Origin of the sequence: Streptomyces sp. NPDC048270 (assembly GCF_040652335.1) — a bacterium.
Taxonomy (GTDB): Bacteria; Actinomycetota; Actinomycetes; order Streptomycetales; family Streptomycetaceae; genus Streptomyces.
Genome location: NZ_JBEZLV010000001.1, coordinates 271,551 through 288,624, shown reverse-complemented (window position 1 = coordinate 288,624; position 17,074 = coordinate 271,551). Strand labels below are relative to the sequence as shown.

The 17,074-nt window shown below is 75.1% G+C and carries 1 protein-coding gene; it reads left to right on the top strand.

Annotated features, from left to right (window positions below; genetic code table 11):
* Nucleotides 1–12 precede the first annotated feature (12 nt).
* Complete coding sequence (locus AB0D66_RS01010; RefSeq protein ID WP_362294648.1) at nt 13–17,052, top strand: type I polyketide synthase; 17,040 nt, start codon at nt 13–15, stop codon at nt 17,050–17,052.
* Nucleotides 17,053–17,074: the final 22 nt, after the last annotated feature.

Genomic DNA, 17,074 nt, shown 5'->3' with positions numbered 1-17,074 from the left:
CCTGTCGCAGTCATGGAGAACGCGACCCGCTTCCCCGGCAAGGTCGCCTTCGAAGATGACCGGCGAGCGGTCACCTACGGTGACCTCGAGGCGCGTACGCGCCGGCTCGCCGGACATCTGGCGGGCCTCGGCGTCCAGCGCGGCGACCGGGTGGCCATCTGCCTCGGCAACACCGTCTCCACGGTGGAGAGCTACCTGGCGATCGTGCGTGCCGCCGGCATCGGCGTGCCGCTCAACCCGGCCTCGTCCCTCGCCGAGCTGGAGTACCTGCTCACCGACAGCGGCGCCACGGTGGTCATCACCGACCCCGTGCAGGCGGAGCGGCTGACGGGCTCGGCGGCCGTGGCCTCCGGCATCACGCTGCTGGTCACGGGCGAGGTCCCCGCGCGGTCGGGGGCGCACGCGTACGACGAACTCGCGGTCAGCGAGCCGGCCGACGCGGCCAGGGACGACCTCGGACTCGACGACACGGCCTGGATGTTCTACACGTCGGGTACGACGGGCCGGCCCAAGGGCGTCCTGTCGACGCAGCGCAACTGCCTGTGGTCCGTCGCCTCGTGCTACGTGCCGATTCCCGGCCTGACGGACCAGGACCGGGTGCTCTGGCCGCTGCCGCTGTTCCACAGCCTCTCGCACATCGCGTGCGTCCTGTCCGTCACCGTGGTCGGGGCCACCGCCCGGATCATGGACGGCAGTTCCGCGGAGGACGTGATCACGGCACTGGCACAGGACGGCTCCACCTTCCTGGCCGGCGTTCCCACCACGTACCACCACCTGGTGACGGCCGCCCAGCAGAACGGATTCTCCGCCCCCGCCCTGCGGATCGGCCTGGTCGGCGGAGCGGTCACCGGCTCCCGGCTGCGCCGGGACTTCGAGGAGGTCTTCGGGGTCCCGCTGGTCGACGCCTACGGCAGCACCGAGACCTGCGGCGCCATCACCATCAACCCGCCGGACGGCGACCGCGTCGACGGGTCCTGCGGCCTGCCCGTGCCCGGCGTCGGGGTCCGCATCGTCAACCCCACCACCGGCCTCGACGTGCCGGTCGGCCAGGAGGGCGAGGTGTGGGTCAGCGGACCGAACGTCATGGTCGGCTACCACAACAGCCCGGAGGCGACCGCCGCGGCGATGCGCGACGGCTGGTACCGGACCGGCGACCTGGCCCGGCGCGACGACGCCGGCTACTTCGCCATCCGCGGCCGGATCAAGGAACTCGTCATCCGCGGCGGGGAGAACATCCACCCCGAGGAGATCGAGGCGGTCCTGCGCACCGTCGAGGGCGTCGCCGACGCGGCGGTGGCCGGAGTGCCGCACGACACGCTCGGCGAGGTGCCGGTCGCGTACGTGGTCCCGGACGCCTCCGGCTTCGACACCGACGCGCTGATCGACCGGTGCCGCGAGCAGCTGTCCGCCTACAAGGTGCCCGAGGAGGTCCGGGAGGTCGCCGGCATTCCCCGGACCGCCTCCGGCAAGACCAAGCGGCGGCTGCTGGCCGAGCAGCCGAGCCGGCTGAGGTACGCGGCGAGCGGGCACCACGACGGGCTCCTGAGCCTGGACTGGACCGCGCCTGCAACGCCGGCGGCCCCCGTGTCCCCGGCCGGCGACTGGGCGGTGGCAGGGGAGGCCGCGGCCGGACTCGTCGAGGCCCTGAACGCCGCCGGGGTCAGCGGCACACGGCAGTACCCGGACCTGGCGGCGGTACGGGCGGCGGTGGCCGCCGGCGAGCCCGCCCCCGGGGTCACGGTCCTCGTCCAGCCCTCGGGCACCGCGGACGCGACCGGCTCCGTCGCCGCGGGCCGCGCCGCCGCCGGGCACCTCGCGGACCAGCTGCACGCCTGGCCGGCCCGCACCGAGCCCGCCGCCGGCCGCCTGGTCGTCCTCACCCGCGGCGCGGTCGCCGCCACCGCGGAGGACGGGGCGCAGGACCTGGCCGGAGCTCCGCTCTGGGCCGCCGCCCGCTCTTACCAGGAGACCCGTCCGGGAGCGCTCGCCCTCGTCGACCTCGAAGCCTCCGCCGACGCCGCCGACCTGAGCCCGGAGCTCCTGCTGGCCGCCCTCACGTCCGAGGAGCCGCAGATCGCGGTGCGGGCGGGCGCCCTGCTGGTTCCCCGGCTGCACCGCCTCCCCGTCGTCTACACGCCGCAGGTGGCCTCGTGGCCGGGAGTCTCCGGCACCGTGGTGGTCACCGGCGCGGACACCGAGCACGGCGCGGCGATCGCCCACCGGCTGGTCACCGTCCACCAGGCGCGCAGCCTGCTGCTCGTCGCCGCCCCCGGCAGCACCGGCACGGCCCCGTCCGGCGCCGAGCCGGGTCTCGGCGAGGCCGGCGTCATCCGGGTGACCGCGGACGGCGCCGACCCGCAGCCGCTGCGGGACGCCCTGGCCGGCCTGCCCGGCCCGGTGACCGCGGTGGTCCACGCCGCCGGTGATCCCGAACTGGCCCTCCTCCTCGACGAGATGACCGCCGGGGACGAGCCCGCCGCCTTCGTCGTCGTATCCGGCGCCGCCGGGCTGCTGGGCGCCTGTGACCGCCCCGGCGAAGCCGTCGACGGGATCCTCGCCGACGCGGTGGTCCGCAACCGCCGGCTGCGCGGCCTGCCGGGCTCCTTCCTCGCCTGGGGCGCATGGCCCGGCGACCGCGACACGGCGGACGAGGACACCGACCGACCGCGCACCCTGCTCCTCTCCGCGTTCGACCTCGTCATGACGACGAACCGCCCGTCGCTGCTCGCCCTGAAGGTGGCCGCGCCGACCGCCGGCACCACCCGGATCCCCGCGCTCCTCAAGGCCCTGGTCGAGGACCCGGCGGGACCGAGCCGGCCCGACCTGGCCGTCACGGCGGCCCTGCGCGAGCGGCTGACCGGTCTGGACGAGCGCGCGCAGCTGGCCCTGCTGGAGGACATGGTCCGTACGCAGGCAGCCGCCGTGCTGCAGCGGACGGCACCTGAACTCATCCCGTCCGACCGTGCCTTCCGCGACATGGGCTTCACCTCCATGGCCGTCGTCCAGCTGCGCAACCGCCTGTCGGAGAGCACCGGGCTGCGGCTGGCCACCACGGTCGTCTTCGACCACCCCACCCCGGCGGCGCTGGCCGGCTGCCTGCGGGCCGAGGTCCTCGGTCTCACCCGGCGGGTGGCGGAGCCGGTCATGGCGGCCGACCCCGACGAACCGCTCGCGATCGTGGGCATGGCGTGCCGCCTGCCGGGCGGCGTGGCCGGCCCCGAGGACCTGTGGCGCCTGGTCTCCGACGGCCGGGACGCCCTGTCCTCCTTCCCCGACGACCGCGGCTGGGACCTGGAGGGCCTCTTCGACCCGGACCCGGACCGTACCGGCACCTCCTACACCGACCAGGGCGGATTCCTCCACGAGGCCGGGCTCTTCGACGCGGGGTTCTTCGGGATCTCGCCGCGTGAGGCCCTCGCCATGGACCCCCAGCAGCGCCTGCTGCTGGAGGCCTCCTGGGAGGCCCTGGAGGCGGCCGGCATCAACCCGGCCTCGCTGAAGGGCAGCGACGTCGGCGTGTTCTCCGGGCTGTTCGGCCAGGGCTACGGGGCCGGTGCCGCAGCGTCCGCCCCGGAGCTCGAAGGCTTCGCGACCACGGGGCTGGCACCGAGCGTGGCCTCGGGCCGGGTGTCGTACGTGCTCGGGCTCGAAGGCCCGGCGGTCACCGTGGACACGGCGTGCTCGTCCTCGCTGGTCGCGATGCACCTGGCCGCGCAGGCGCTCCGTCAGGGCGAGAGCTCGATGGCGCTGGCCGGCGGCGTGTCCGTGATGGCGACGCCGGGCCATTTCGTGGAGTTCTCCCGCCAGCGGGCCCTGGCCGCTGATGGTCGCTGCAAGGCGTTCTCCTCGGCTGCCGACGGCACCGGCTGGGCCGAGGGCGTGGGCGTGGTCGTCCTGGAGCGGCTGTCGGTGGCGCGTGAGCGCGGCCACCGGGTGCTGGCGGTGCTGCGCGGCAGCGCCGTGAACCAGGACGGCGCCTCCAACGGCCTGACCGCCCCGAGCGGTCCCTCGCAGCAGCGCGTGATCCGCCGGGCGCTGGCCAGCGCCGGGCTGGTCTCGGCGGACGTGGACGTGGTCGAGGCCCACGGGACCGGTACGTCCCTGGGCGACCCGATCGAGGCCCAGGCCATCCTGGCCACCTACGGCCAGGACCGCGACGCGGAGCGGCCGTTGTGGCTGGGCTCCCTGAAGTCGAACATCGGTCACACGCAGGCCGCCGCGGGTGTGGCGGGTGTGATCAAGATGGTGCAGGCGCTGCGGCACGGTGTGCTTCCGGCGACCCTGCACGTGGATGCGCCCACCCCGCAGGTCGATTGGTCCGCGGGTGCGGTGGAGCTGCTGACCGAGGCGCGGGAGTGGCCGCGGGGCGAGCGCCCGCGCCGGGCCGGTGTCTCCTCGTTCGGCGTCAGCGGGACGAACGCGCACCTGATCCTGGAAGAGGCGCCCGCCGAGGCGGAGTCCGCCTCCGAGGAGCAGGCGCCCGCGGGTGCGGTGCCGCTGGTGGTGTCGGCCGGGACCGCCGGCTCCCTGGCCGGCCAGGCCGGTCGCCTGGTGTCGTACCTGGAGTCCGCCGCCGACGAGGTGTCGTTGGCCGCGGTGGCCGGGGCGCTGGTGTCGAGCCGTGCGGTATTCGGTGAGCGTGCGGTGGTCGTGGCCGACTCCGCCGAGGAAGCACTGGCGCGCCTCGGGGCACTGGCCCAGGGCGAGACCGCGCCCGGTGTGGTGTCCGGCAGCGTCGGCTCGGGTGCTCCGGGCAAGGTGGTGTGGGTGTTCCCGGGCCAGGGTTCGCAGTGGGCGGGCATGGGCCGTGAACTGATGGATGCCTCTCCGGTGTTCGCGGAGCGGATCGCGCAGTGCGCGGCGGCCTTGGAGCCGTATGTGGACTGGTCGCTGGTCGAGGTTCTGCGTGGGGAGACCGCTCCTGAGCTGATGGAGCGCGTGGACGTGCTCCAGCCCGCGAGCTTCGCGGTGATGGTGGGTCTGGCGGCGGTGTGGTCGTCGGTGGGCGTGAAGCCCGATGCGGTGCTGGGGCATTCGCAGGGCGAGATCGCGGCCGCGTGTGTGGCGGGCGCGCTCTCGCTGGAGGACGCGGCGCGGGTGGTGGCGCTGCGGAGCCAGGCCATCGCCAAGGATCTGGCGGGGCGTGGCGGCATGGCCTCGGTCGCGCTGTCCGAGGAAGAGGCCGTGGTCCGGATCGCGCCGTGGGCGGACCGGGTGGAGGTCGCGGCCGTCAACGGGCCGTCCTCCGTGGTGATCGCCGGTGACGCGCAGGCGCTGGACGAGGCCCTTGAGGCCCTGTCGGGCGAGGGTGTCCGGGTTCGTCGGGTTGCGGTGGACTACGCCTCGCACACCCGGCATGTCGAGGACATCCGCGAGGCGCTCGCCGAGACGCTCGCGGGGATCGACGCGCAGGCGCCGAAGGTGCCCTTCTATTCGACCGTCACGGGCACGTGGGTCGAGGACGCCGGTGTCCTGGACGGTGACTACTGGTACCGCAATCTCCGGGGCCAGGTGGGCTTCGGTCCGGCCGTGGCCCACCTGGCCGAGCAGGGCCACGGGGTGTTCGTCGAGGTCAGTGCCCATCCGGTGCTGGTCCAGCCGATCACCGAGACCGCCGACACCACCGGTGGCGACGTCGTGGTGACCGGTTCGCTGCGCCGCGAGGACGGCGGCCTGCGAAGGCTCCTCGCCTCCATGGCCGAGCTCTTCGTCCGCGGTGTCCCGGTGGACTGGAGCAGCGTCCTGCCCGCCGGGGCCGCCTCCGCGCACGTGGAGCTGCCGACCTACGCCTTCGACCACCGGCACTACTGGCTCGAGGCGGCCGAATCGGCCACCGACGCCGCGTCACTGGGTCTGGCCGCCGCCGGTCACCCGCTGCTGGGCGCGGTCGTGAGCATGCCCAACTCGACCGGCCTCATGGCCACGTCGAGCTGGTCGCTCCGGGCTCACCCCTGGCTCGCGGACCACCTGCTGGCCGACACCGTCGTCGTACCGAACGCGGCCCTGGTCGAGCTGTCCATCCGGCTCGGCGACCTGGCCGCCACCCCCGTACTCGACGAACTGACCGTCGACGCGCCCGTCGTGATGCCGCAGCGCGGCAGCCGCAGCGTCCGTGTGATCGTCGGCGAGCCCGACGACGCGCGACGGCGTGCGGTGGAGATCTACTCCCGCGCCGCCGACGCCCCCCTGGACGCGCCGTGGGCGCGCCACGCGCACGGCGCACTGGCTCCCGCCGGATCCGCCGCCACGGAGACGGCCCGGGACTCCGGGCCCGCCACCGAAGTCGCCCTGGACGGCGCCGCCCTCCGTGACGCGGGCCGCTACGGGGTGCACCCCGTCCTGCTGGACGCCGCCGTCCGTACCGTCGTCCCCGCCGGCCACCTCCCGTCCGTGTGGACCGGGGTGTCCCTGCTGGCGTCCGGCGCCTCCGCACTGCAGGTGCGGGCGGGCGGGACCGCCGCGGACGGGACCGGGCTGCGGCTGGCCGACCCCACGGGGCAGCCGGTCATGACCGTCGGAGCGGTGCTCGGCACCCCGTTCTCCCCCGAACGGGCGGGGATCGCCGGCGCGCTGACGCACGACGCCCTGTTCCGCGTCGACTGGACCGCGTGCGCGCTGCCCGCCGCCGCGAGCCCCCTCGACATCGTGACGGTCACGACCGCCGAGGACGTCGCCGCCGCGGCGACCCGGACGGCCGCGACCACCCCCGACGTGCTGCTGTACGAGGCCGCGGCCGCCACGGCCCCGGCCGACGCCGACCCCCGCGCCTCGGTCAACGCGGCGCTGGCCGTGCTCCAGGCCTGGCTGGCGGAACCCGCCCTCGCCGAAACCCGGTTGGCCGTCGTCACCGGGGACTGCGCGGAACTCGACGCGGCCGCCGTGTGGGGCCTGGTGCGCTCGGCGCAGTCGGAGCACCCGGACCGGATCGTCCTGGCGGACCTCGACGACGCCTCCCGGCCGGCGCTGCCGGCCGTGGTCCTGAGCGGCGAACCGCAGATGCGGGTGCGCGGCGGTGTCGCGGAGGTGCCGCGGCTCGTGCGGGTGTCCGTCCCGCCGGCCGGGGCGCTTCCCGAGGCCGGCCGCCAGCCGCGCCCCCTGGACACCGAAGGCACCGTACTGATCACCGGTGGCACCGGGACGCTGGGCGCGATGACGGCCCGGCACCTGGTCACCGCCTACGGGATCAGGCACCTGGTCCTGGCCGGCCGCCGCGGCCACGCACCGGAGCTCCACGAGGAGCTGACCGCGCTGGGGGCCCGCGTCACCATCGCCGCCTGCGACACCTCGGACCGGGCCCAAGTCGAGTCGCTCCTGCGGGAGATACCCGCCGCACACCCGCTCACCGCCGTGGTGCACTCCGCGGGCGTCCTGGACGACGGGGTGCTCACCGAGCTCACCCCGGAGCGCGTCGACACCGTGCTGCGGCCCAAGGTGGACGCGGCGCTGCACCTGCACGAGCTCACCCGCGACCTGGACCTCGCCGCGTTCGTGCTGTACTCCTCGGCGGCGGGCGTCCTGGGCAACCCGGGACAGGCCAACTACGCCGCGGCCAACGCCTGCCTGGACGCGCTGGCCGGACACCGGCGCGGCCTCGGCCTGCCGGCCGTCTCCCTCGCCTGGGGCTACTGGGCGACGGTCAGCGCCATGACCGAGCACCTGAGCGCCGCCGACCTGCGCCGCAACCAGCGCATCGGCATGAGCGGCCTGTCCGCCACCGAGGGCATGGCCCTGCTGGACGCCGCGCTGGGCGGCGCCGAGGCGGGCACCGCCGACACCCTGGTGGCGGCCCGGTTCGACGTGCCCGCGCTGCGGGCGGCGGCGGCCGAGGGTGCTGTTCCGCCGCTGCTGCGCGGTCTGGCCCCGTCGCCGCGGCCGGCCGCCCGCGCCGCCGCTCCGTCCGGGCCGGCGTCCCTGCGGGAGCGCATCGCCGGTCTGGGCGATGCCGAGCAGACCGACACGCTGGTCGAACTGGTCCGGCGGCACGCCGCCGAGGTGCTCGGACACACCACCGCCGATGCCGTCCACGCCGACCGGACCTTCAAGGAGGCCGGATTCGACTCGCTGATGGCGGTGGAGCTGCGCAACAGGCTCGCCGCCGCGACCGGGCTCACTCTCTCCCCGGTGATGGTCTTCGACTATCCGAAGCCCACGACGCTCGCCGACCACCTGCGCGCCAAGCTCTTCGGCGGCACGCGGGAGCTCCCGGCCGAGCCCGTCGCGCCCGCCGTGACGGACGACGAGCCGATCGCGATCGTGGCGATGGCGTGCCGCTTCCCCGCGGGCGTCAACAGCCCCGAGGACCTGTGGCGGGTCGTGGCCGACGGGATCGACGCCGTCACCGAGTTCCCCGACGACCGCGGGTGGGACATCGACCGGCTCTTCAACGCGGATCCCGACCACGCCGGCACCACGTACGTCCGCCACGGCGCCTTCCTCGACGACGCCGCCGGGTTCGACGCCGCGTTCTTCGGCATCTCGCCGAACGAGGCCCTGGCGATGGACCCGCAGCAGCGCCTGCTGCTGGAGACCTCCTGGGAGGCCTTCGAGCGGGCCGCGATCGACCCGACCACGCTGGCCGGTGAGGACGTCGGCGTCTTCGTCGGCGTCAACAGCCACGACTACAGCATGCGGATGCACCAGGCGTCCGGCGTCGAGGGGTTCCGCCTCACCGGCGGCTCCGGAAGCGTCACGTCCGGCCGCATCGCCTACCACCTCGGCTTCGAGGGTCCCGCCCTCACGGTCGACACGGCCTGCTCCTCCTCCCTGGTGGCACTGCACCTCGCGGCGCAGGCGCTGAACCGCGGCGAGTGCTCGATGGCGCTGGCCGGCGGCGTGATGGTGATGGGCACTGTGGAGACCTTCGTCGAGTTCTCCCGGCAGCGCGGCCTGGCGCCCGACGGCCGGTGCAAGGCGTTCGCGGACGGCGCGGACGGCACCGGCTGGTCCGAGGGCGCGGGGCTGCTCCTGGTGGAGCGGCTGTCGGACGCCCGCCGCCGGGGCCACCAGGTCCTCGCGGTGGTCCGCGGCTCGGCCGTGAACCAGGACGGCGCGTCGAACGGCCTGACCGCTCCGAACGGTCCCGCGCAGCAGCGGGTGATCCGCAAGGCCCTGGCCGGCGCCGGGCTCTCCCCGGCGGACGTGGACGCGGTGGAGGCGCACGGCACGGGTACGACGCTCGGCGACCCGATCGAGGCGGAGGCGCTCCTGGCGACCTACGGCCAGGACCGGCAGGGCGACGAGCCGCTGTGGCTCGGGTCCGTGAAGTCGAACCTCGGGCACACGCAGGGTGCCGCCGGTGTCGCGGGCGTGATCAAGATGGTCATGGCCATGCGGCACGGGATGCTCCCCAAGACGCTGCACGTCGACCGTCCCTCGACCCACGTCGACTGGTCCGCCGGAGCCGTGGAACTGCTGACCGAGGCCCGTGACTGGCCGCGCGGCAGCCGGCCCCGCCGGGCCGGGGTGTCCTCCTTCGGGATCGGCGGCACCAACGCGCACGTCGTCCTCGAAGAGGCCCCCGAGCAGCCGACGGCCGCCCTGGCGGAGCCCGCACCGGAGCGCACCGGTGTGCTCCTGCCGGTCCCGGTGTCCGCGCGGACCCCCGCCGGACTGCGCGGCCAGGCCGAGCGGCTCGCCCGGTTCCTCGACGAGCGGCCCGACGTGCGCCTCGCCGACGCCGCCCACGCCCTCGCCACCACGCGCGCCCGGCTCGACCAGCGTGCCGTCGTCCTGGCATCCGACCGGGCACGGCTCGTCGCGGACCTGAGCGCCTTCGGACGCGGCGACGCGAGCCCCGCGGTCGTCTCCGGCACCCCCGCCCCGGGCCGGCTGGCCGTCCTGTTCACCGGACAGGGCAGCCAGTGGGCCGGCATGGGCCGGGAACTCGCCGAGGCCTTCCCGGTCTTCCGCGAGGCCTTCGCCGCCGCCTGCGCCGCCGTGGAGGAGCACCTGCGCGACCACGCGGCGCGCCCGCTGCACGAGGTGGTGTTCGCCGCCCCCGGCTCGCCCGACAGCGAACTCCTCGACCTGACCCTGTACACACAGGGCGCCCTGTTCGCCCTGGAGACCGCGCTGTTCCGGCTCTACGAGTCCTGGGGCGTGCGGCCGGACCTCCTCGCCGGCCACTCGATCGGCGAGATCACCGCCGCGCACGTGTCCGGAGTCCTGACACTGGCCGACGCCGGCAAGCTGGTCGCCGCGCGCGGCCGGCTGATGCAGGCCCTGCCCGAAGGCGGCGCGATGGTCGCCGTCCAGGCGGCCGAGGCCGAGGTGGCGCCGCTGCTGGCCGCGGCGGGCGGCGCGGTCTGCGTGGCGGCGGTCAACGGCCCCGACGCGCTGGTGCTCTCCGGGGTGGAGGACGCCGTGCTCGCCCTCGCCGCCGAACTGGCCGGCCGCGGCCGCAAGACGCGCAGGCTGCAGGTCAGCCACGCCTTCCACTCCCAGCTCATGGAGCCGATGCTCGACGAGTTCCGCACGGTCGCGCAGAGCCTGTCCTACCAGCCGGGCGACCTGCCCGTCGTCTCGACGCTGACGGGCGAGCTCGCCTCGGACGGGCAGCTGGGCGACCCCGGGTACTGGGTCGACCAGGTGCGCGGCGCGGTGCGCTTCAGCGACGCCGTCACCTCACTGAGCGGCCAGGGAGCGACCACGTTCCTGGAGATCGGCCCGGGCGGGGCCCTCGCCGCGATGGCGCTCGGCACGCTCGGCGCACCGGAGCAGAGCTGCATCGCCACCCTGCGCAAGAACAGCGCGGAGGCCGACGACGTCATGACCGCCCTCGCGGAACTGCACGTGCGCGGCGTGGCCCTGGACTGGGCCGCCCTGCTCGGCGTCCCGGCCGCGGCGGCCGGGGCCGAGCTGCCCACCTACGCGTTCCAGCACCAGCGGTACTGGGTCGAGAACGACGAGACCCCGACGGGCGGCGCGGAGGCCCTCGGCGCCGCCAGTGCCCGCCACCCGCTGCTCGGCACCGTCATCGAGCTGCCGGGCGACGACGGCGACGACGGCGTCGTGCTCACCGGCCTGCTGTCGCCGCGCCACCGGAGCCGCTTCGCCGGCCAGGCGGCCGCGGACGGCACCACCGGGGTGCCGGCCGCCGCGCTCCTGGAGATGTTCGTCCGGGCCGCCGACGAGGTGGGCTGCGGAAGCCTCGAACAGATCGTCGTCGAGGCGCCCTTGGCGGTGCCGGAGCACGGCAGCACCCAGGTACGGGTGTCCGTGGACGGCCCCGGTACGGACGGGCGCCGCCGGGCGGCCGTCCACGCCCGGCCCCTCGACCCGCAGCAGGGCCCCTGGACCTGCCACGCACGGGCCGTGCTGGTGCCGGGGATGCCGCAGCCGTCCTTCGACCTGCGGACCTGGTCGGCGCCCGCCGACGGCGAGGCCCTCCTCCCGGGGGCGCCCCGCGTGTGGGAGCAGGACGGGCAGGTCTTCGCGGAGATCGCGCTCGCGGAGGAACCGGCCGACGAAGCCGCCCGGTTCACCCTGCACCCGGCGCTCGTCGACACCGCCTTGCGCGTACTGGACTCCCGTACGGCCGCGGACCAGCCGGCGCCCGGCGCGGGCCGCCGCGACCTGTCCGCCGGCGAAGGCCTCGCCGTGTACGCGGAGGGCGCCGCCTCGCTGCGGCTGCGGATCACCCCGGCCGAGGACGGCCGCCACCTGCTCGAACTCGCGGACGCGTCCGGTGAACCGGTTGCGGCCCTGGGCCCGTTGACCCTGACCGCGACCGCCGCGACCGCCGCGACCGCCGCGACCGCCGCGGACGGCGGCGCCGAAGAGCCCGCCGCCGCGGGCGGGCGTGCGGACGCCGCCGAAGCGCCGCAGCAGGCCTCCGGCGCCGTGACCCGGCGCGTGGTCTCCCGCGGCGAGGGCGCCGGCGACGCGATCGCCGGCCGGCTCGCCGGGCTGGCGTCCGCGGAGCAGCAGCGGGTGCTGCTGGACCTGGTCCGGGAGAGCACCGCGCTCGTCCTCGGCCACCGCGACTCGGACGGCTTCGACGCGGAGCAGTCCTTCAAGAGCCTCGGGTTCGACTCGCTCACCGCGGTCAAGTTCTGCAACCGCATGCGCGACCTCACCGGGATGAACCTGCCCAGCACGCTGGTCTTCGACTACCCGAACCCGGCCGTGCTCGCCGAGCACCTGCGGGCCGAACTGCTCGGCGAGCAGGCGGAGGCGGCCTCCCCGGGCACGGTGGCGTCGGTCTCCGACGAGCCCATCGCGATCGTGGCGATGAGCAGCCGCCTGCCGGGCGGAGCGGACAGCCCCGAGGAACTGTGGAAGCTGGTCGTGGAGCAGCGGGACGCGGTGTCCGGCTTCCCGCTCGACCGCGACTGGGACCTCGAAGGGCTGTACCACCCGGACCCGGCACACCCGGGCACCAGCTACACCCGCTCGGGCGGGTTCCTCCACGAGGCCGCGCAGTTCGACGCCGGGCTCTTCGGGATCTCCCCGCGCGAGGCCCTGGCGATGGACCCCCAGCAGCGGCTGCTGCTGGAGACCTCCTGGGAGGCGCTGGAGCGGGCGGGCATCGACCCGCTGTCCGTCAGGGGCCGCGACATCGGCGTCTTTACCGGAATCGTCCACCACGACTACGTGACGCGGCTCCACCAGGTGCCCGAGGACGTCCAGGGCTACCTGATGACCGGTACGGCGGCCAGCGTGGCCTCGGGCCGCGTGTCGTACGTGTTCGGCTTCGAGGGTCCGGCGGTCACCGTGGACACCGCCTGCTCCTCGTCGCTCGTGGCGATGCACCTGGCGGCCCAGTCGCTGCGCCAGGGCGAGTGCTCGATGGCGCTGGCCGGCGGCGCGACGGTGATGGCCAGCCCGGACGCCTTCATGGAGTTCTCGCGGCAGCGCGGCCTGTCCGCCGACGGCCGCTGCAAGGCCTTCTCCTCCGCTGCCGACGGCACCGGCTGGGCCGAGGGCGTGGGCGTGGTCGTCCTGGAGCGGCTGTCGGTGGCGCGTGAGCGCGGCCACCGGGTGCTGGCCGTACTGCGCGGCAGCGCGGTCAACCAGGACGGCGCGTCCAACGGCCTGACCGCCCCGAACGGCCCCTCGCAGCAGCGGGTCATCCGCAAGGCGCTGGACACGGCGGGACTCACCCCGGCGGACGTGGACGTCGTGGAGGCCCACGGGACCGGTACGGCCCTGGGCGACCCGATCGAAGCGCAGGCGCTGCTCGCCACCTACGGCCAGGGCCGCGACCCGGAGCAGCCGCTGTGGCTGGGCTCCCTGAAGTCGAACATCGGTCACACGCAGGCCGCCGCGGGTGTGGCGGGTGTGATCAAGATGGTCATGGCGATGCAGCACGGGGTCATGCCCGCCACGCTGCACGTGGAGGAGCCCACCAGCCAGGTGGACTGGTCCGCGGGCGCGGTGGAACTGCTGACGCAGGCGCGGGAGTGGCAGCGGGCCGGCCGTCCGCGCCGGGCCGCGGTCTCCTCCTTCGGAGCCAGCGGCACGAACGCGCACCTGATCCTCGAAGAGGCGCCCGCCGAGGAGGCGGAGCCCCTCGCGCAGGAGCGGACGCCCGCCGCGGTGGTCCCGCTGGTGGTGTCGGCGCGCAGCGCCGGCTCCCTGGCCGGCCAGGCCGGACGGCTCGCGGCGTACGTCGAGGGCGCCGAAGGCGCTCCGCTGGCGGCGGTGGCCGGGACGCTGGTCTCGGGTCGTGCGGTGCTGGGCGAGCGGGCGGTCGTGGTGGCCGGCTCGGAACAGGAGGCGCTGGCCGGGCTCAAGGCACTGGCCCGCGGCGAGAGTGCCCCCGGTGTCGTCTCCGGCAGCGCCGGATCGGGCAAGCCGGGCAAGCTCGTGTGGGTGTTCCCGGGCCAGGGTTCGCAGTGGGCCGGGATGGGCCGTGAACTGATGGATGCCTCCCCGGTGTTCGCGGAGCGGATCGCGCAGTGTGAGGCGGCCCTGGAGCCGTACGTGGACTGGTCGCTGACCGAGGTCCTGCGCGGCGAGAGCGCCCCCGAGCTCATCGAGCGGGTCGACGTCCTGCAGCCGGCCAGCTTCGCCGTCATGGTGGGCCTGGCGGCCGTGTGGCGCTCCGTGGGGGTCGAGCCGGCCGCCGTGCTCGGCCACTCCCAGGGCGAGATCGCCGCCGCCTGTGTCGCCGGGGCGCTGTCCCTGGACGACGCGGCGCGCGTGGTCGCCCTGCGCAGCCAGGTCATCGCCGACGACCTGGCCGGGCGCGGCGGGATGGCCTCGGTCGCGCTGAGCGCGGACGCGGCCGTCGCACGGCTCGCGCCGTGGGCGGACCGGGTCGAGGTGGCCGCGGTCAACGGCCCCGCCTCGGTGGTCGTCGCCGGTGACGCCGAGGCGCTGGACGAGGCGCTGGAAGCCCTGTCGGGCGAAGGCGTCCGGGTCCGGCGGGTCGCGGTGGACTACGCCTCGCACACCCGGCACGTGGAGGACGTCCGCGAGAAGCTGGCAGAAGCGCTGGCCGGGATCGACGCACAGGCGCCGAAGGTGCCGTTCTACTCCACTGCCACCGGTAGCTGGGTGGCGGACGCCGGCGTCCTCGACGGCGGGTACTGGTACCGCAACCTGCGGGGCCAGGTGGGCTTCGGGCCGGCCGTGGCCGACCTGATGGGCCAGGGCCACGGGGTGTTCGTGGAGGTCAGCGCCCACCCCGTGCTGGTCCAGCCGATCACCGAGACCGCCGACGCCACCGACACCGACGCGGTGGTCACCGGTTCGCTGCGCCGCGAGGACGGCGGCCTGCGACGGCTGCTGGCCTCGATGGCCGAGCTGTTCGTCCGCGGTGTCGCCGTGGACTGGACCGGAGTCCTGCCGCCGACGGCGCAGCCCCGGCGCGTGGACCTGCCGACCTACGCCTTCGACCGCCAGCGCTACTGGCTGCAGGAAGCGGAAGCGGCCGGCGCGGCAGCCGACGCGGCCGAGGGCGCGGACTCCGACTTCTGGGCGGCCGTCGAGCAGGCCGACCTGGACTCGCTCGGCGAGCTGCTGGAGATGGCCTCGACCGACGAACGCACCGCGCTGGGCACCGTCGTTCCCGTGCTGGCCGAGTGGCGGGGAAGGCGCCGCGAGAGGTCGACCGCGGAGAAGCTGCGCTACCACGTCACCTGGCAGCCGCTCGATCGCGAGGCCGCCGGTGTGCCGGGCGGCCGCTGGCTGGTCGTCGTACCGTCCGAACGCGCTGCCGGCGGCGCGGCCGACACCCTTCTGGAGGAGCTGGCCGGTCTCGGACTCGGCACGGTCCTGATGGAGGTCGGCGAGTCCGAGCGGACCCGCAAGCGGCTCGCGGAGCGGCTGGCCGACGTGCTGGCCGAACACGACCTGACCGGTGTGCTGTCCCTGCTCGCCATGGACCAGCAGACGGGCAGCGGCCCCAGCGACCCGACCGCGGTCGCGGCGCCGACGCTCGCGCTGATCCAGGCCCTGGGCGACAACCTCGTCACGCAGCCCCTGTGGTGCCTGACCAGGGGCGCGGTGAACATCGGCATCCACGACACCCTCACCTCACCGGTGCAGGCGTCGCTGTGGGGCCTCGGCCGCGCCGCCGCGCTGGAACGCCTCGACCGCTGGGGCGGCCTGGTCGACCTGCCCGTCGCGACCGACCCGCGCACGGCCCAGTACCTGCTCGGAGTGCTGAACTCCGCCGCGGGTGAGGACCAGCTCGCGGTCCGGCGGTCGGGCGTGTACACCCGCAGGCTGGTGCGCAAGCCCGTACCGGAGTCCACCGCCGACAGCGGCTGGCAGCCCCGGGGCACCGTCCTGGTGACCGGTGGCGCCGAAGGACTCGGCAAGCACGTGTCGGTCTGGCTCGCCCAGGCCGGCGTGGACCGGCTCCTCATCACGACCACCGCGCAGGCGGCGGACGGATGCCTGCCGGAGCTGCGGGCCGAACTGGCCGGGCTGGGCCTCGCCACCGCGGTGGAGTCCTGCGCGGACTCCGACCGGGACGCGATCGCGCGGCTGGTCGCCGAGTCGGCCGCCGAGCAGCCGGTCACGGCCGTGGTGCACGCCGCCGACGTCCAGCAGACCAGTTCCATCGACGACACCGGCGCGGACGACCTCGCCGAGGTGTTCGCGGCCAAGGTGGACACGGCCGTATGGCTGGACGAGCTGTTCGAGCACACGCCGCTCGACGCGTTCGTCGTGTTCTCCTCGATCGCGGGTGTGTGGGGCGGCGGCGGCCAGGGTCCGTCCGGAGCGGCCAACGCCGTCCTGGACGCCCTGATCGAGTGGCGCCGGGCCCGCGGGCTGAGGGCGACGTCGATCGCCTGGGGCGCCCTCGACCAGATCGGCGTGGGCATGGACGAGGCGGCCCTCGCGCAACTGCGCCGCCGCGGCGTCCTTCCCATGGGCCCCCAGCTGGCGGTGACCGCGATGGTGCAGGCGGTGCGCGGCAACGAGAAGTTCGTGGCCGTGGCCGACATGGACTGGGGTGCGTTCATCCCCGCCTTCACCTCGGTGCGCACCAGCCCCCTGTTCGCCGACCTGCCCGAGGCACGGCAGGCGCTCCAGGCGCTGCAGGGCGACGGCGAGAGCAGCGAGGCCGCCTCGTCCCTCGCCGACTCCCTGCGGGGGGTCGCGGAGACCGAGCAGAACCGCATCCTGCTCCGGCTGGTACGCGGCCATGCCTCGACCGTCCTCGGCCACAGCGGGGCGGAGGGCATCGGCCCGCGCCAGGCCTTCCAGGAGGTCGGCTTCGACTCGCTCGCGGCCGTCAACCTCCGCAACAGCCTCAACGGGGCCACCGGACTGCGGCTGCCCGCGACGCTGATCTTCGACTACCCCACGCCGGAAGCGCTGGTCGGCTACCTGCGCACCGAACTTCTCCGGGAGGCCGACGACGGCCTGGACGAGCGGGAGGACGAACTCAGGCAAATCCTGGCGTCCGTGCCGTTCGCCCGGTTCAAGGAGGCCGGCGTACTGGACACCCTCCTCGGCCTCGCCGAGGCGGACGCGGACGCGGATGCGGACGCGCCGGAAGCGGAACCGTCGGCGGCAGACGCCGACGTGGAACTGATCGACGCCATGGACGTTGCCGATCTGGTGCAACGGGCCCTGGGCAAGACGAGCTGATCGCCTGTGAACGAATCGTGGA